Annotated in this window: 12 protein-coding genes and 1 pseudogene; 7 read left to right on the forward strand and 6 right to left on the reverse strand. The window is 73.7% G+C overall.

Annotation, left to right across the window (positions count from 1 at the left end; genetic code table 11):
• Nucleotides 1–117 precede the first annotated feature (117 nt).
• Nucleotides 118–1335: an amidohydrolase family protein gene (locus tag AC0VX6_RS06955; RefSeq protein ID WP_475467839.1), complete on the reverse strand. Its 1218-nt coding sequence runs from the start codon at nucleotides 1333–1335 to the stop codon at nucleotides 118–120.
• Nucleotides 1336–1737: 402 nt separating this feature from the next.
• On the opposite strand from AC0VX6_RS06955, the gene AC0VX6_RS06960 reads away from it, so the two are divergent.
• From AC0VX6_RS06960 to AC0VX6_RS06970, 3 genes and pseudogenes are all read left to right on the forward strand, one after another.
• Complete coding sequence (locus AC0VX6_RS06960) at nucleotides 1738–3903, forward strand: bifunctional copper resistance protein CopD/cytochrome c oxidase assembly protein (RefSeq protein ID WP_475467841.1); 2166 nt, start codon at nucleotides 1738–1740, stop codon at nucleotides 3901–3903.
• 188 nt (nucleotides 3904–4091) lie between these two features.
• Nucleotides 4092–5219 (forward strand): annotated as a pseudogene (locus AC0VX6_RS06965) (RNA-guided endonuclease InsQ/TnpB family protein).
• A 34-nt stretch (nucleotides 5220–5253) separates the two neighbouring features.
• Nucleotides 5254–5382: a hypothetical protein gene (locus tag AC0VX6_RS06970; RefSeq protein ID WP_475467843.1), complete on the forward strand. Its 129-nt coding sequence runs from the start codon at nucleotides 5254–5256 to the stop codon at nucleotides 5380–5382.
• 58 nt (nucleotides 5383–5440) lie between these two features.
• Here the strand turns inward: AC0VX6_RS06970 and AC0VX6_RS06975 are convergent, their stop codons facing one another.
• The 5 genes from AC0VX6_RS06975 to AC0VX6_RS06995 form a co-directional block, all read right to left on the reverse strand.
• The gene (locus AC0VX6_RS06975) at nucleotides 5441–5869 is read right to left on the reverse strand and encodes a hypothetical protein (RefSeq protein ID WP_274976706.1); all 429 of its coding nucleotides are present in this window, start codon (nucleotides 5867–5869) and stop codon (nucleotides 5441–5443) included.
• A gap of 47 nt (nucleotides 5870–5916) precedes the next feature.
• On the reverse strand, nucleotides 5917–8904 hold the full coding sequence (locus AC0VX6_RS06980) for an AAA family ATPase (protein ID WP_475467845.1): 2988 nt from the start codon (nucleotides 8902–8904) through the stop codon (nucleotides 5917–5919).
• The gene (locus AC0VX6_RS06985; protein WP_475467846.1) at nucleotides 8904–10061 is read right to left on the reverse strand and encodes an exonuclease SbcCD subunit D; all 1158 of its coding nucleotides are present in this window, start codon (nucleotides 10059–10061) and stop codon (nucleotides 8904–8906) included. Before AC0VX6_RS06985 ends, AC0VX6_RS06980 begins: the two co-directional genes overlap by 1 nt.
• 95 nt (nucleotides 10062–10156) lie before the next feature.
• A complete protein-coding gene (locus AC0VX6_RS06990; protein ID WP_475467848.1) occupies nucleotides 10157–10816 on the reverse strand; it encodes an O-methyltransferase in 660 nt (219 codons plus the stop codon).
• A 163-nt stretch (nucleotides 10817–10979) separates the two neighbouring features.
• On the reverse strand, nucleotides 10980–11693 hold the full coding sequence (locus AC0VX6_RS06995; RefSeq protein ID WP_302475388.1) for a metal-dependent hydrolase: 714 nt from the start codon (nucleotides 11691–11693) through the stop codon (nucleotides 10980–10982).
• A 413-nt stretch (nucleotides 11694–12106) separates the two neighbouring features.
• Here AC0VX6_RS06995 and AC0VX6_RS07000 point away from each other — a divergent pair, with 413 nt between their 5' ends.
• Genes AC0VX6_RS07000 through AC0VX6_RS07015 form a run of 4 tightly spaced genes read left to right on the forward strand, consistent with a single transcriptional unit; the run spans nucleotide 12107 to nucleotide 17119 of the window.
• A complete protein-coding gene (locus tag AC0VX6_RS07000; protein ID WP_475467850.1) occupies nucleotides 12107–13990 on the forward strand; it encodes an ABC transporter substrate-binding protein in 1884 nt (627 codons plus the stop codon).
• The gene (locus tag AC0VX6_RS07005) at nucleotides 13987–15057 is read left to right on the forward strand and encodes an ABC transporter permease (RefSeq protein WP_274976712.1); all 1071 of its coding nucleotides are present in this window, start codon (nucleotides 13987–13989) and stop codon (nucleotides 15055–15057) included. The genes AC0VX6_RS07000 and AC0VX6_RS07005 overlap by 4 nt, the downstream gene beginning before the upstream one ends.
• On the forward strand, nucleotides 15054–16100 hold the full coding sequence (locus AC0VX6_RS07010) for an ABC transporter permease (protein WP_475467852.1): 1047 nt from the start codon (nucleotides 15054–15056) through the stop codon (nucleotides 16098–16100). The genes AC0VX6_RS07005 and AC0VX6_RS07010 overlap by 4 nt, the downstream gene beginning before the upstream one ends.
• Nucleotides 16097–17119: an ABC transporter ATP-binding protein gene (locus AC0VX6_RS07015; RefSeq protein WP_274976714.1), complete on the forward strand. Its 1023-nt coding sequence runs from the start codon at nucleotides 16097–16099 to the stop codon at nucleotides 17117–17119. Before AC0VX6_RS07010 ends, AC0VX6_RS07015 begins: the two co-directional genes overlap by 4 nt.
• The last annotated feature ends 3 nt before the right edge of the window (nucleotides 17120–17122 follow it).

Below are 17122 nucleotides of genomic sequence, written 5' to 3' on the forward strand. Positions count from 1 at the left end.
GGTCCGGGCGCGTCTCACCGCCCGCTCTCGGTCCGGACCCGTCCCGCCCCCGCTCTCGGTCCGGGCGCCGTCCCGCCGGGAACCGCCCCGCGGGCCGCCGCGAGTCCGGCCGCTGTTCTAACGGACGCCGCCCGCCGGGCGTCCCGAGATCCACACCCGCCGCACCCGGCCGGTCAGCTCCCGGCCCGCGTAGGGGCTGGGGTCCGCCGGGGGGACCGCCACCCGCGCGCCGGGGTCGAAGGCGACCAGGTCGGCGTCGAACCCCACCGCGATCCGGCCCTTGCCCACCAGCCCCAGCAGTTCCGCCGGGGCCCGCGCCGTCCACCGTGCGAGGTCGGCCAGCCCCCGGCCGCGCCGGTGCGCCGCCGTCCACAGCGCCGACAGGCTCCACTCCAGCGTGTACAGGCCGTGGGCGGGCAGGTGCCCCGACCCCACCGTGGTGATCGCCGAGTCCCGCGCCAGCAGCGCGTTCCACAGCGCCTTGCGGTTGGCGTCCGAGCGCAGCGGCGGCCGGCAGGCGTGCGCGGGCGACTCCGGGGCCAGCGACTCCGAGGGCAGGCACAGGTAGTGCGGGCAGGTGTGCGCGGTCAGCGCCACCCCCACGGTCCCCGCCGTCGCCAGCAGCGCCGCGCACTCGGCCGCGGTGAACGACCCCACGTGCGTGCGCGTCCCCACCGCGCGGGCCGCCGCGATCACCCGCTCCAGCCCGCGCCGCTCCGCCCGGGGCGGCCGGTGCTCCGCCGCCGTCGGCGGGGTCCCCAGCTCGGCCGCGTCCTCGGCGTGCACCAGCAGCACGCTGTCCAGTGCCGCGAGTTCGGCCATCGCCTTGCGCAGTTGGGCGTCGTTGAGCGCCGCGATGTCCGGGGCGCCGCCGTCCGACAGCGAGCAGTGGAAGGCCACCGCACCGGCGGCCTGGAGGTCGGCCAGGTCCAGCGGGCCGGTGCCCGGGGCCACCCCGCCGAGGAACAGCACCGGCACGGGGGACAGGGCCGCCGCGCGCTGGTGCGCCGCGAGGGCGTCCGCGTAGGTCAGGGCTGGCCGTGCCGGGGCCGGGGACGCCACCACGCAGGTCACACCGCCCCGCAGGGCGGCCGTCCCCGTCCGGCGGTAGGACTCGGCCAGGTCCTGCCCGGGCACGTGCGCGCCGGTGCCCACGTCCACCGCGCCGGGCAGCAGGGCCACGGCGCCGAGGTCGGTCGTCACGTGGGCGGGCATGCGCGCGCCGTGGGCGCCCACGGCCTCGACCCGCCCGTCGCGCACCCCGACCGAGGCGGGCCGGACCCCCTCGGGGAGGACCACGCGCGTGGACCTGACCACACTGTCGTACACGGCCATCCGCCGTCCCCTTCGCTGCGCTCGCTGGAGGATGTGCTGAGAGGAGCCGCGGGCGACCGCGGCACGGGAGGGGAGGCCGGACGCCGAAGGCGGGGAAACCGTCGTCTCGACCGGATACGAGCGTATCGCGAGGAGCCCCGCCGCAAGGGGGGAATCCGACATCCCGGCCCCGGCGCCGCCGCCCCGGCTGCCGCCCCGCGCGCCTCGCGGACGCCCCGGATCCGCCCGCGGGGGTGTACGGGGACGCCCGAGTCCGACACTGTGTAGTAGACGGACTAACCTTGGTCGAGGTGTTCCTCCGTGCGCGGCCCCTGCCGGAAAAGTCCCGGACAGCGGCGAGGCGGTCACACGGCCAAGGGCGCTGACCAGCCAGTTGCAACGAGACCGACGACGGAGTGGCGCGTGGCTCCTCCCGCACAGAACCAGAAGTCCCCCCTCAAGGAACACCATGACGACGCCCCGGGCACGGGACGGGCGCCCCTCTTCGCCGCCGCGGCCGCCGCCCTGTGCCTGGCCGGCCTGAGCCTGACCCTGGTCCTGGGCGGAGCCGCCTTCCCCGAGGTCATCCCGGGGCTGCCCGACGCGGGCGAGGCGGTCCGCTGGGGCCTGCCGCTGGCCAAGGTCGCCATGGACGCCTCCGCGGTCGTGGCGATCGGTCTGCTGCTGCTCGCCGCCGTCCTGCTGCCCTCCCACAAGGGCAGGCTCTCCCCGCAGGCGACCTCCTACGTGCGCGCGGCGAGCTGGGCGGGCCTGGTCTGGGCCCTCGCCGCCGTGTTCACCCTGTACTTCCAGGCCGCGGAGTTCCTGGCCCGCAAGATCGGCCAGATCAGCGTCGACGAGGTCACGGCCTACGCCGGGTCGGTCTCGGGCGGCATCGCGCTGATGTTCGTCGTCCTGCTCACGACCGGCATCGCCCTGTTCGGCCGCACGGCCACCACCGCCACCGGCGGCCTGTGGCTGCTCGTCCTGGCCCTGGCCGCCACCACGCCGCCCGCGCTGACCGGCCACTCGGCCTCCTCCGGCTCGCACGAGCTGGCCGTGACCGGGCTGGCCCTGCACGTGATCTCCATCAGCGTGTGGGTGGGCGGCGTGGCCGCGCTGACCTACCACGCGCTGCGCCGCGACGCCCAGGACCCGTCGGTGGCCGCCAACCGCTTCAGCCGCCTGGCGCTGTGGGCCTACGTGGGCGTGGCCGTCAGCGGCGCGGCCAGCGCGCTGGCCCGCCTGTACTCGATCGGGGACCTGGTCGCCACCGAGTACGGCCTGATCATCCTGGTCAAGATCATCCTGTTCGGGGTCCTGGGCGCGTTCGGCTACATGCACCGCGAGTTCGTCTTCAAGCGCCTGGAAGGCGCCCCGACGGGACCCGCGGGCGAGGTCTTCCGGCGCCCGCTGTTCCTGCGTGCGGCGCTGGCCGAGGTGCTCATCATGGCCACCGTCATCGGCGTTTCCGTCGGCCTGGGGCGCACCGCGCCGCCCCCGCCGCTGGAGGGCACCGTGGACCCGGCCGCCGCGATCCTCGGCTTCCCCATCCCGCCGCCCATGACCGCCCAGACCCTGCTCACCCTGTGGCGCCCCGACCTGTTCTTCATCATGATCGTGGTCGTCGCAGGCGGGCTGTACGCGGGCGCCGTCACCCGGCTGGTGCGCCGGGGCGACTCCTGGCCCGTGGGACGGACGGTGGCCTTCGCGGCCGGGCTGCTCACGATCGTGGTCACGCAGCTCACCGGGTTCGCGACCTACTCCATGGTGCTGTTCTCGACGCACATGATCCAGCACATGGTGCTGTCGATGCTCACCCCGATCCTGCTGGTGCTGGGCGCGCCGATCACCCTGGCCCTGCGGGCGCTCAAGCCCGCCGCGCGGCGCGGGGACCGGGGGCCGCGCGAGTGGCTCAACCTGTTCCTGAACAGCCGCTTCTCCAAGCTGGTCACGCACCCGGCGATCGCGGCCCCGCTGTTCGTGTTCGGCCCCTACGCGCTGTACTTCACGCCGCTGTTCGGCACGCTGATGAACGACCACCTGGGCCACCTGCTCATGGGCGTGCACTTCCTGCTGGTGGGCTTCCTCTTCTACTGGATCATCGTGGGCGTGGACCCGGCGCCGAGGAAGGTGCCCTTCCTGCTGCGCATCCTGCTGCTGCTGGTGGTGATGGGGTTCCACGCCTTCTTCGGCATCACGATCATGATGCAGTCCGAGCCCCTGGCGATGGACTACTACGGCCAGTTCGACATCCCGTGGCTGGAGGACCAGGCCGCCGACCAGTACGCGGGCGGCGGCGTCGCTTGGGCGCTGGGCGAGATCCCCACCGCGCTGGTCATGATCGCGCTGGTGCGGCAGTGGTCGCGCGACGACGAGAAGCAGGAGCGCCGCCGGGAGCGCCACAGCCGCCGGGGCGGCTCCGACGACGCCGACATGGACGCCTACAACGCCTACCTGGCCGAGCTCGAACGCCGCTCGCGGGGCGGGGCCCCGGCCGGGGCCGCCGCGGCCACGGAGGCGCGCAGCGCACCGGCGGCCGGGTCCGGGGACGACGATCCCGACCCCGCCGCGAGCAAGGGCGGCTGAACCGACACGCGGGGGCGCACCGGCCGGTCCGCCCCCGCGTGTCGATTCAGCCCAGTTTGGCGAGGACCCCCAGGCATTCAGGCCCGGCCCGGGAGGAATCGTCGTCCAGAGCACACCCAGTCTCCAGTGACGCACATCAGCCACCTTCATATGTTTTCGGCTGCGCTCCATGACCGACCCGGTACAGGATGGTGGGCGTGTCGACGATCACCGTGCAGCTCAAGCTCACGCCCTCGCCCGAACAGGCGGCGGTGCTGGAGCAGACCCTGCACGCGCTCAACGACCACGCCAACCATGTCTCACGGGCGGCCCACGAGCAGGGCATCCACCGCCTCTACCCCTTGCGCAAGCTCACCTACACCCGCCTGCGCGAAGCCGGGATCAGCTCACAGGCCGCCCAGTTGACCATCAAGAAGGTCGCTGACGCCTACACCACGTTCCACGCCAACCTCAAGGCCGCAAACTACGGACCCAAGGGCTCCGAGCGGCGCCAGCGCATCGAGTCCACACCAGTCGTCTTTCGCCCTGGATGCCCACACGATCTCGCTGTGGATCATCCAGGGCCGGATGAAGGACGTGCCCTTCGCCTGCTCGCCCGACCAGACGAAGGTGCTGGCCGAGCACAAACGGGGCGAATGCGACCTGGTGCACCGTGACGGGGCTTGGTTTCTTCTGGTGGCGGTCGCTGTGCCCGACGCCCCCGAGCATGAGCCCGACGGCTTCCTCGGAGTGGATCTCGCCATCGTCAACGACGCCACCACCAGCGATGGCCAGATGATGGCCGGGCGCAAGCTCAACCGGTACCGCAGACGGCAACGCCAGCTGCGCGCCAAACTCCAGAAGAAGGGCACCAGGAGCGCCAAACGTCTACTCAAACGTCAGCGTCGCAAGGAGTCCCGCCGCTCTCGGGACGCCAACCATGTCATATCGAAGCGCATTGTGGCCGAGGCCGAACGCACCTCGCGCGGGATCGCCCTGGAGGATCTGAAGGGCATCCGGCAGAGGGTACGGCAGAGAAAACCCAACGGGCCGCGCTGCACAGCTGGTCGTTCCAACAGCTGGGGAGCTTCCTCATCTACAAGGCCAAACGGGCCGGTGTGCCGGTGGTGTTGGTGAAGCCGGCGTACTCCTCCCGGGAGTGCGCGGAGTGCTCCTACACCCACCGGCACAACCGGATCTGTCAGGCTTCCTTCACCTGCCGGTCGTGCGGTGTCGTTGCACACGCCGACCGTAACGCTTCCCGTGTCCTGGCCCGCAGGGGCCGGGAGGCGTGGAACGCGGGGCGGCAGTCATCCGCCTCTGACGGTTCCCAGTAATCGTCTGGACGCGGGAGGTCGATCTGGCAGCCAGTTGGGCGCCTACCCGCAAGCTCGGCCCTTCACGACCGAGAAGCTGACCTACGTGGTCACCCAGGCGCCCCACCGCGACGCCCTGGCCGAGGCCATCCCGCTGGTGCGGGCGCGGGAGGGAGCGGTCTGACGGGCGGACCCGGGCGGAGGGGCGGGGCCACGGGGCGCGCGGACGCGCGAGCGCGGGGTCAGACGACCAGGGCGGCCACGGAGGCCCCCACCAGCCCCAGGACCAGGCAGATCAGCAGGGCCGCGGCCAGCATCGGCAGGGACGGCCGCAGCGCGGAGACCACGGACCCGCCGCCCCCCGAGGACTGGCGGCGCGCCACCACCGGCAGCATGACCACGTTCACGGCGCACACGACGGCCGCGACGCAGGCGGCCGCGGCGAACCCCGCCCAGAAACCGGACCCGGCGGCCAGCGTGTTGGCCGCGGCCAGCGTCGGCAGCGCGATCAGCACCACCACGGAGGCGATGCCGAACGCCGCCCGCGACCGGGGCGACGCCCCGCGCGAACTCCCGGAGACGACGAGGAGCAGACCGAGCAGGGCCGCCATCAGGATGGCGCCCACGACTCCGAACACGGCGATGTTGACCAGCGAACTCACGCTCGCCATTGTCGCATCGAACCCCGGGTGCCCGGATCCGGGGTGGACGTGCGCGCTCAGCCGGTGTGCTCCACCCGCGAGCCCGCCGCCGTCTTGACCACCCTCAGACGGGTGGACACCCTCTGCCGCAGGTCGGCGACGTGGCTCACCACGCCCACCGCACGGCCGCCGTCCCGCAGCCGGTCCAGGACGTCCAGCACCTCCTCCAGGGTGTCCTCGTCCAGTGTGCCGAACCCCTCGTCCACGAACAGGGTGTCGATGTCGGCGCCGCCCGCCTCGGCGCTGGCCACGTCGCCCAGGCCCAGGGCCAGCGCCAGCGAGCTGAAGAACGTCTCACCGCCCGAGAGCGTGGCCGGGTCGCGCTCCACGCCCGTCCAGGCGTCGACCACCCGCATGCCCAGGCCGCCGGCCGAACGCGCGCGCCCGTCCCCGGCGGCCTTGTCCACCGTGTACCGCAGCTCGTACCGGCCGTCCGACATCGTCACCAGACGGTCGTTGGCGGCGGCCACCACCTGCTCCAGGCGGGCCGCCAGCACGTACGCGGACAGGCGCACGTTGTCGGCGTTGTCGGAGGAGGTCCCGGCGGTCAGGCCGCGCAGCCCCTCGGCCACCGCGTAGCGGCGCAGCGCCGGTTCGCAGTCCCGCAGCCGCAGTTCCAGCTCCCCGCGCAGGGAGGCGAGCCGACGCGCCCGCTCCTCCAGCATGCTCCGCCAGGCCACCGCGCGGTCGGCGGCCTCCGACGCGGTCCGCGCGGCGCCGGCCAGCTCCTCCGGGTCCGTGACGGGCAGTTCCCCGGCCGCGGTCAGCGCGGGGTCCGCCAGCGACGCCTCTGCGGCGGCCAGGGCGTCGTCGAAGGAGCGGGCGCGCTCGCGCAGCGCGCGGCGCCGCTCCTCGTCCAGGGCGGCCTCCCACACCCCGGCCTCGTCGGCGAAGCGGGCGTCGGCCCGCTGCCGCTCGGCCTCGGCGGCGGCGGCGCGCAGTTCGTCGGCCGCGCGGTCGCGGTTGACGGCGGCCTCGGACGCGGCGCGCAGCAGGTCGGCCTCACCGCCCAGCCTGGCGATCCGCTCGTCCAGCCCGGCGTCGTCCCCGCGTGCCCGGTCCAGCAGCGCGGTCAGCCGCCCGTGCTCGCGGACGGCGTTGTCCCGGTCGGCCCCGACCTGGGCCTCCTGCCGGGCCAGCTCGCCCTCGCGGGCGCGGGCGCGCTCCAGGTCGCCGGTGGTGCGCTCCAGCTCCTCCTCCACCCGCCGGGCCTCACCGGCGGCGGCCCTGGCCTCCGCCAGCGCCGCGGTGTGCGCCTCCACCTCCTCGCGGGCGGTGTCGGCGGTGCCGTCCTCGGCGCGCTCGCGCGCGGCGGTGCGCCGCTCCCTCAGGGCCACCACGTCGCTCTCGGCCTCCGCGCGGCGCGAGGCCGCGGCGTCGGCGGCCGCCTGGGCCCGCCGCTCCTCCTCGGCCGAGACCAGGCCCTCGCCGCGGGGCCGGGCGGGGGAGGGGTGCGCCACCGACCCGCACACCGCGCACGGCTCCCCGTCGGCCAGGCCGGACGCCAGTTCGGCGGCCATGTGGGTGATGCGGCGCTCGCGCAGGTCCAGGGCGCGGTCGCGGGCGGCCTGGGCTCCGTCCACGGCCTCGCGGTAGCGCTCCTGAGCCCGCGCCAGTTCCCGGCCCAGGCGCTCGTACTCCGCGGCGGCGTCGAGGCGCCTGCGGGCGGCGGCCAGGGCGGTCTCGGCGGCCCCCTCCTGCCCGGCCTGGTCGTGCAGGCGCCGCAGCTCGGCGGTGAGCGCCTCCACCCGGGGCGGCAGGGAGGCGGCCAGCGCGCGCTGGCGCTCCAGCTGCGCGGCGATCTCGCCCAGGCGCCCCGTGAGCGCGGTGACGGAGCGGCCCAGGGACCGGCTGCGCTCGGCGTCCGCGCGCAGCGCGTCCAGACGGGCCAGCTCGTCCCGGCGCTCCCGCTCGGCGGCGCCCAGCTCCCCGCGCGGCACCGTCTCGCCGGGCCGCGCGGAGAAGCCCGGCAGCCCGCCCACCAGCGCCAGGTGGTCGGCGACGGCGAGCTCGGCCTTGTCCAGCTCGGTGCGGCGGTTGTCGCGGGCGCGCAGGAAGGGCAGCACCGACTCGGCGCGCTCGGCGTCGCCGAGCTGGACGTCGATCGCGGACCGCCACGCGGTGTGCTCGGCCAGCCGGGCACGGCGTTCCCGGGCGTCGGCCAGCCGCTCCTGGAGCGCGCGCAGCTCGCGTCCCCCGACCAGGGCGCGCTGGGCGTCCTCTCGGGCCCCGGTGAACTCCCCAGCCACCCGCCCGGCGTCGTGCGCGGTCGCGGCGGTGACGCAGGCCAGTTCCGCGGCCCAGGCCGACAGCTCCTCGGGCGGTTCGGGGGCCCGGGACCCGCCGACCTCGGCGATCCGGTCCGCGACCGCGCGCACCTCGCCGTTGGCGGTCCGGACCTCGTGTTCGAGCCGTTTGGCGTGCGATCCCAGCCACGTCTCCACGTCCCGGAACAGCCGGGTGTTGAAGATGCGCTCCAGGGACTCGCGGCGCTCCTCGGACTTGGCGCGCAGGAACCGGGCGAAGTCGCCCTGGGGGAGCATGACGGTCTGGCAGAACTGCGCGAGGGTCAGGCCCAGCAGGTCGCTGACGAACTGCCCCGCCTCGTCGGGGCGGGTGGTGACGCCCTCCCACCTGCCGCCGGTGAACTCCTTGACGACGACCTTGGTGTTCTGCGACACCGTGCCGGTGCCCCGCTTCTTGGGGCGGTCCCAGCGCGGCTTGCGCTCGATCCAGACGCGCCGCCCCTGGACCGTGAACTCCAGGACCACTCCGGGCTCGGCGTCCGGCGGCGCGTGGTCGCTCTTGGGGGAGCGGTCCTTGCCGCGGGCGCCCGGCACGTTGCCGTACAGGGCGAAGCACACCGCGTCCAGCACGGTGGTCTTGCCCGCGCCGGTGGGGCCGTGAATGAGGAAGAGCCCGCCCGCGCTGAGGCGGTCGAAGTCCACCTTCTCGGTGCCCGCGAACGGGCCGAACGCCTGGACGGTGAGGGTGTGCAGCCGCATCAGCGCGTCCCCTCCTGGAGCCGGACCTGCTCGACGGCGGTGTTCACGAGGGCCTCCTCCTCGGGGGTGGTGGGGGTGCCTCGGGCCCACTCCACGAAGTCGCCGACCACTTGGCGCTCGCTGCGGTCGGCGACGGAGGCGGCGATCGGGCGGGTGTCGGGGGCGCCGCCCTCGGGGGCGAAGTCCAGGACCAGGACGTGGGGGAAGCGTTCGCGCAGCCGGTCCATGGGGTGGGCGGGGCGGCGCGGGTCGGTCAGGGTGATCTGGAGCCAGTGGCCGGTGCGGGACTCCCACTCGGGGCGGGTGAGCAGGTCCTCGATCCGGCCGCGGACACGGGCCAGGGGGCGGGGGACGGGCGCCGTGGCGAACTCGGCGCCCGCGAGGCCGTCGGCGTCCAGGTCCACCAGCCAGTAGCCCTTGACGTGGTGCTCCTCGGAGAAGGAGTAGGCCAGCGGGCTGCCCGAATAGCGCACGGACGGGGTGATGGTCTGGCGCCCGTGCAGGTGGCCCAGGGCCACGTAGTCGACCCCGTCGTAGACCGGGACCGGCACGTGCGAGGCGCCGCCCACCGAGATGTCGCGTTCGCTGTCGGAGGGCTCGCCGCCGGTCACGAACGCGTGCGAGAGGACCACCGACCGGGTGCCGGGCCGCTCGGCGAGGTCGGCGCGCACCAGGTCCATGGCGTGTCCGAGCGCCGCCGCGTGCCCCCGCTCGGGCAGGTCCCAGTGGTGGCGCGCGATCTCCGGTTCCAGGTAGGGGATGCCGTAGAAGGCCACGGGCCCGTGCTCGTCCTCGATGACCACGGGCGTGCCCACGCCGTCCAGGGAGCTGCGCAGGTGGACGCCGGAGGCGTCGATGAGGCCGGTGGCGAAGGACATCCGCGCCATGGAGTCGTGGTTGCCGCTGATGAGGACGGCCCGGGCCCCGGTCTCGCGGATCCGGCCCAGGGCGCGGTCGAAGAGCCGGACCGCGTCCACCGACGGCAGGGCGCGGTCGTAGAGGTCGCCGGCGACGACCACCACGTCGACCCTGTGTTCGCGGATGGTGTCGACGAGGTGGTCCAGGAAGGCCGCCTGGGCGTCGACGAGGTTCTCCCGGTGGAAGGAGCGGCCCAGGTGCCAGTCCGAGGTGTGCAGCAGGCGCATGGCACTGGACATTACCGAAGCCCGACGCTCCGCGTGCGGGACGAGGGCCGTCCTGTGGACGGCCTCCGGGGTCGGCGCTGCCCGCGGCGCGTCGGTGCTTCGGCGCGTCAGCGCTTGCGGGCGAGGGTGAGGCCGTCGCCGATGGGCAGCAGCACCTGCGTGACGCGCCCGTCGGAGACCAGCCGGTCGTTGAAGTCGCGGATCCCCCGTACGGCCGCCAAGGTGTTCTCGCGGTCCACGACCCGCCCGTGGGAGAGGGTGTTGTCGGCCAGGATCAGGCCGCCCGGCCGGACGCGGGGGACCAGCTCCTCCCAGTAGCCGACGTAGCCCTCCTTGTCGGCGTCCACGAAGGCCAGGTCGAACCGCGGCTCCTCGGGAAGCTCCCGCAGCGACTCCAGGGCCGGGCCCAGCCTCAGGGTGATGCGGTCCGCGACCCCGGCTCGTTCCCAGTACCTCCGGGCCACGGAGGTCCACTCCTCGCTGACGTCCAGGGCCAGGAGGCGGCCGTCCTCGGGTAGGCCGCGCGCGAAGCAGATCGACGAGTAGCCGGTGAAGGTCCCGATCTCCACCACCTCCCGCGCGCCGCAGATCCGCGTGAGCATAGTGGTGAAGGCGCCCTGTTCGGGGCCGATCTGCATGCCCCGGTGGTCCGGGAACAGCCGCGCGGTCTCCTCGGCCAGGTCCGCCAGGACCTCGTCCACGGGCTCGCTGTGCTCGACGACGTAGGCGTGCAGTTCGGGGCTGAGGCCCTCTGTGGATCGTGTCACGCCCGACAGCCTAGGCCAGCCGGGGCGCGGCCGACAGGTGCCGGGCCGCCGCGGGGAGGGGAACCGGACGCGGCCCCGGCGGCGGGGCGCGTCGCGGGGTCCCGCGCGCGGCCGGGGCGTCGGCGCGGGGGCGCGGGGGCGCGGGGGGCGCCCCCGGCCCCCGTCAGTACTCGGGCAGCAGCGCGGGCCAGTCGAACAGGTAGATGGTCCCCACGATGACGCCGATGGTCAGCAGCGGGGTGACGAACTTCTGCTCGACCGGGCCGTCGGTGACGAAGCCCTTCCCCTGGCCGAAGCGCTTCTTGAAGAAGGGCCAGAAGATGGGCACGCCCATCTTGGTGATCATGTCGCCGAAGAAGTGCAGGATGACGCCGAAGGCCACTGCCAGGCCCAGCCAGCTGTAGTTCACCCCGGAGGTGAACAGCGCCAGCGTGATGCCCGCCGTGGCCATCGCGTTGATGACCCCCGACGCGACCTTGTTCTTGTCCAGGCCGAAGCCCAGGCCCTGGAGGGCGATGCCGATCAGCAGGAACACGAAGACCTGGACGGCCAGCTGGGACCACAGTGCCAACAGCTGCACCAGTACGCCCATGAGGACCGCGAAGAAGAACGAGTGCGTTCCCATCCGGTGCCCGCCGAACAGGAAGCCCAGCATGCCGCTCAGCACCTCGGTGACCCTGCCGTAGGTCTTGGTCACCGTGGCGCTCTTGTGGTCCAGATCGGGCAGCAGGGCCGCACCGGCACAGACCAGCGAACCCGCGATGATCTCACCGGGACCCAGGTGGAAGCTGAGTCCGAGGAATTCCCTGCCCTGGACCAGCGGAACGACCGCCATCCAACCAACCACGCCGCTCAGTGCGTGCGAGTGCCCCATCATGGCGGGAACCGTAGCGGAGTACGGCATTTACTGCCAACGCGGGGTGTCCGCCAACGGCGCGCCGGTCACGCAGCGCACACGGCCCGCCTCCCCGCCGCCCTCCCGGCGGCGCCCGTTCGCCACCCGGCGTGTGCCCGCGACCCCTCTGCGTGGGAACACGGGACCGCTGTGCGCCCTTCCGTGCTCCCCGGACGTCGATCGCGCACTCCGGCCGAACTCTTTCCGCGTGTCCCGGACATTTCCGGTGACGCTTTCCGGACGCTTTCGCGGGGACATTCTTCGGGCCGAATCCAAACCGATGTCACGGCGCTCCACGAAGGTCATTGACGCTCGTCGTCGTCCGTTGGTAAACAACCACCAACCCCCGGGTGGCGTGCCACCGACCCACGATCCTCTGACAGGAGGGGCCGCACATGAACGCCCACCACCCTCCCCCCGGTTCCCCCGTGCGCCGCACCGTCCCTCCCCACGCACCTTCCGCCGGCGCGTTCGCGCGCCGCACCGCCGCCACGGCCGCCGCGCTCCTCCTCCTGGCCGGAACCACCGCGGCCCCCGCCACCGCGGACACCTCCGACGGCCAGACCCTCAGCATCGCCACCTCCCAGCAGGTGGACTCCTTCAACCCCTTCACCGCGCAGCTCGCGATCACCACCAACGTCCTGCGCCACGTCTACGACTCCCTCGTCACGGTCGACCCCCAGACGAACCAGCCCGCCCCCTCCCTCGCCGAGTCCTGGGAGTCCAGCGACGACGGCCTCACCTGGACCTTCCACCTGCGCGAGGGCGTCCAGTTCTCCGACGGCGAGCCCCTGACCGCCGACGACGTGGCCTGGACCTTCACCACCATGATGGAGAACGAGGCCGCGGCGGTCGCCAACGGCAACTACGTCTCCGGCTTCGACACGGTCACCGCCGAGGACGACCGGACCGTGGTCGTCGAACTCGACGAGCCGCAGGCCACCATGACCTCCCTCAACGTCCCGATCGTCCCCAGGCACGTCTGGGAGCCGATCCTTGAGCGGGAGGGCGAGGCCTTCTCCGACTACGGCAACGAGGACTTCCCGACCGTCGGCAGCGGACCCTTCGTCCTCACCGGCCACGACCGGGGCCGCTCCATCACCCTGGAGGCCAACCCCGACCACTGGCGCGGCGCACCCGCCTTCGAGCGGATCGTCCTGCGCTACTACTCCGAGAAGGACGCGGCGGTGGAGGCGCTGCGCAGCGGTGAGGTCTCCCTCGTCTACGAACTCACCCAGGCGCAGGCCGCCGCCCTGGAGTCGGCGCAGGACATCGAGGTCAACATCGCCGACGGCAAGCGCTTCCAGGCCTTCACCATCAACCCCGGCGCGGTCACCCAGGACGGGGAGGAGTTCGGCGACGGGCACCCCGCACTCGCCGACCGCACCCTGCGCCAGGCCATCGTCATGGCCATCGACAACCAGGAGATCGTCGACAAGGCGCACGGCGGCGAGGCAGTTGCCGCGGGCGGCTACATCCCGCCCCGCTACGAGGACTTCCACTGGGCGCCCGAGGGCGGGGAGGCCGTCCTCGACTTCGACCCCGAAGCCGCCAACGCGATGCTCGACGAGGCCGGGTACGAGCGGGGCGAGGACGGCGTGCGCGTCTCACCCGAGGGCGACCGCCTCGAACTGCGCATGCACGTCCACCAGGACCGGCCCGACAACGTCAACACCGGACTGGTCATCGTCGAGCGCCTGGCCGACATCGGCATCGAGATCGAGAACCTCACCGTCGACCCCGGCGTGCTCAGCGACGCCCTCTTCGCGGGTGAGTACGACCTCATCTTCACCGGCTGGACGGTCAACCCCGACCCCGACTACGTGCTGAGCATCCACACCTGCGGCGCCCTGCCCACCGAGCCGGGCACCATGCAGGGCGACGCCTACTTCTGCGACGAGGAGTACGACGAGCTCTACGAGGCCCAGCTCGCCGAGTACGACCGCCAGGCCCGCGCGGAGATCATCCACCAGCTCCAGGAGGTCCTCTACCGCGAGGCCGTCGTGAACGTGCTGGCCTACCCCAACATCATGGAGGCCTACCGCACCGACCACATCGCCTCCATCCAGTACGAGCCCGCCGAGGGCGGCAACATCTGGGGCCAGGACGGCTACTGGGCCTGGTGGTCGGCCGAACCCGCCGACGAGCGGGCCGCGGGCACCGCCTCCGGCCCCTCCACCGGGGTCTGGATCGGCGTCGGGGCCGTCGTGCTCGTCCTCGCCGCGGTCGGGGGCTTCCTGCTGCTGCGCCGACGTTCCACCATGGAGGACCGCGAGTGACCACTACTCCCACCGCCGAGGGAGGCCCGCCCGGGGAGGACGCGCCCGCCGCACCCTCCCCGGCCGGACCCGCCGGAGCGGGCCGCGCCCGGCGCGCCGCGCGCTACGTGGCCGGACGCCTGACGACCGCGGTGGTCTCCCTGGCCGCCGTGGTCGTCGCCGGGTTCTTCCTCTTCCGGATCCTGCCCGGCGACCCCGTCCGCGCCATGACCGAGGGCCGCGAGGTCACCGCCGAGCAGCGCGATGAGCTGCGCCGCCAGTTCGGGCTCGACCAGCCGCTGTGGCAGCAGTTCCTCGACTACGCGCTCGGGCTGCTCCGCCTCGACCTCGGCGAGTCCTTCCAGTACCACGAACCCGTCACCGAGCTCATCCTCGACCGGATCGGCCCGACCGTCCTGCTCGCCGGGACCGGCACGGTCGTCGCCGCGCTGCTGGGCCTGTTCCTGGGCGCCCGGGCGGGCTGGCGGCCGGGCAGCCGCTCGGACCGGGCCAACACCGCCGTCGCCCTGTTCTTCTGGTCGGTGCCCACGTTCTGGCTGGGCCTGCTGCTCATCGTCTTCCTGGCCTCGGGGCGCGGGTTCGTGCCCGGCATGTTCCCGACCGGCGGCATGGTCGACCCCCGCACCGGCGGGGGCCTGGAGACCGTGCTGAACACCGCCTGGCACATGGTGCTGCCCGTCACCACCATGGTCGCGGTCATCTACGCCCAGTACCTGATGATCATGCGCTCCTCGCTCATGGACGAGAAGGGCGCCGACTACCTCACCACCGCGCGCGCCAAGGGCCTGCGCGACGCCCTGGTGCGGCGCAGGCACGCCGTGCCCAACGCCCTGCTGCCCACGGTGACGCTCCTGTTCCTCAACCTCGGACAGGTCGTGTCCGGGGTGATCCTCGTGGAGACCGTGTTCTCCTGGCCCGGCCTCGGACAGCTCTTCTACTCCGGCCTGCGCGTACCCGACCTCGGCCTCGTCCAGGGCCTGTTCGTGGTGTTCGCGGCCTCGGTGATCCTCATGAACCTGCTCGCCGACCTGGTGTACCCGCTGCTCGACCCCCGGGTGCGCCCGTGAACGCCCCCGCCGGGACGCCCGGCAGCCCGAGCGGCGGGGAGAACGACCCCTCCGCCCGGCCGGAGGGCTCCGACGGAGTCCCCGCCGGAGGCGGAACCGCCACGGCCACCGCGCCGCCGCTGACCGCACCGCCCTCTCCCCGCGTCCTCGCACGCAGACGCCGTCAGGAGGCCCTGCGCCGCTTCGCCCGCGAGTACACCCGCAACCGGGCCGGGCTGGTCGGCCTGGCCGCGCTGCTGGCCATCGGCGCCCTGGCCCTGACCGCGCCGCTCTTCGTCGACCCGGCCGACCTCACCGTCACCGGAGCGCCCGGCACCGCCTACGAGGAACCCAGCGCGCGGTTCCCGCTCGGCACCGACAATTTCGGCCGCTCCATCCTGGACCTGGTCGTCTGGGGCTCGCGGGTCTCGCTCACGGTGGGCTTCCTGGCCACGGCCGTCTCCGTGGTCCTGGGCACCCTGGTCGGGGTCACCGCCGGGCACTTCGGCGCCTCCGGCGGACCGGCCGGGCGGTTCGCGTCCTCCGTGCTCATGCGCGTCACCGACTGGTTCCTGGTCCTGCCCACGCTGGTCCTGGCCGTGGCGCTGGCCGCCGTGCTGCCGCGCGGCACCGGGACCATCATCATCGCCATCGGCCTGACCGTCTGGCCCGCCACGGCGCGCCTGGTGCGCGCCCAGACCCTCGCGGTGGAGGCCCGCCCCTACGTGGAGCGGGCCCGCGCCCTGGGCGGCGGCCACGGCCACGTCATGCTCTGGCACGTCCTGCCCAACGTCATGCCGGTCGTGCTCGCCCAGACCACACTGCTCGTGGCCACCTCGATCATCGCCGAGTCCACGCTGGCCTTCCTGGGCGTGGGAGACCCCACGACGATCTCCTGGGGAGGCATCCTGGACGCGGCCCGCAACGCGGGCGCGATCAGCTCCGGGATCTGGTGGTACATGGTGCCGCCCGGCCTGGCGATCGCCGTGGTCGCGCTGTCCTTCACACTGTGCGGCCGGGCCCTCGAATCCGTCATCAACCCGCGACTCCGGGAGCAGCGTTGACCTCCCTCCTCGACGTCCGCGACCTGCGCGTCACCTACCGCACGGGCGGCGGCGACGTCCCCGCCGTGCGCGGCGTGGACCTGTCCCTGGACCCCGGCGACACCCTGGGCCTGGCGGGGGAGTCGGGCAGCGGCAAGTCCACCGTGGCCCTGGCCCTGCTGCGCCTGCTGCCCGAGACCGCGCGCATCTCCGGCGAGGTCCTGCTGGAGGGCGAGAACGTCCTGGACATGCGCTGGGGCCGCCTGCGCGCGGTCCGCTGGGCGGGCGCCTCCATCGTCTTCCAGGGCGCCATGCACTCGCTCAACCCGGTCCGGCGGATCGGACAGCAGATCGCCGAGCCGATGAGCGTGCACGGCACGGTCCCCGCGGCGGAGGCGCCCGCCCGCGTCGGCGCGCTGCTCGAACAGGTCGGTCTGCCCGCCTCCCGCGCCCGCGACTACCCCCACCAGCTGTCCGGCGGGCAGCGCCAGCGGGCCATGATCGCCATGGCGCTGGCCTGCGAGCCGCGCCTGGTCATCGCCGACGAGGCCACCACCGCCCTGGACGTGATGATCCAGGCCCAGATCCTGGCCCTGCTGCGGCGGCTCGTCGCCGAGCACGGCATCGGCATGCTGATGATCAGCCACGACCTGTCGGTCCTGGCCTCGACCTGCGACCGGGTCGCGGTCATGTACGCGGGCCGGGTCGTGGAGCAGGGACCGGCCCGGGAGGTCGTGCACGAACCCGCGCACCCCTACGCCAGCGCGCTCAGCGCCGCCTTCCCCCGCATCGGCGACCCGGCCTCGCGCCTGGCGCCCCGGGGCCTGCCCGGCGACCCGCCCGACCCGGCGGACCCGCCCTCAGGCTGCGTGTTCCGGCCGCGCTGCGCGGTGGCCGAGACCGTGTGCGCCACGGTCGACCCGCCCCTGTGGCCGGTGGACCCCGACACCGGGGGCGCGTCCACCAGGCAGGCGGCGTGCGTGCACGTGGGCCCCGCCCGGCCGCTGACCGCCACCGGGGACGACGGGGGCCGTCCGTGACCG

It is taken from the genome of Nocardiopsis sp. iso_25 (genome assembly GCF_056173305.1).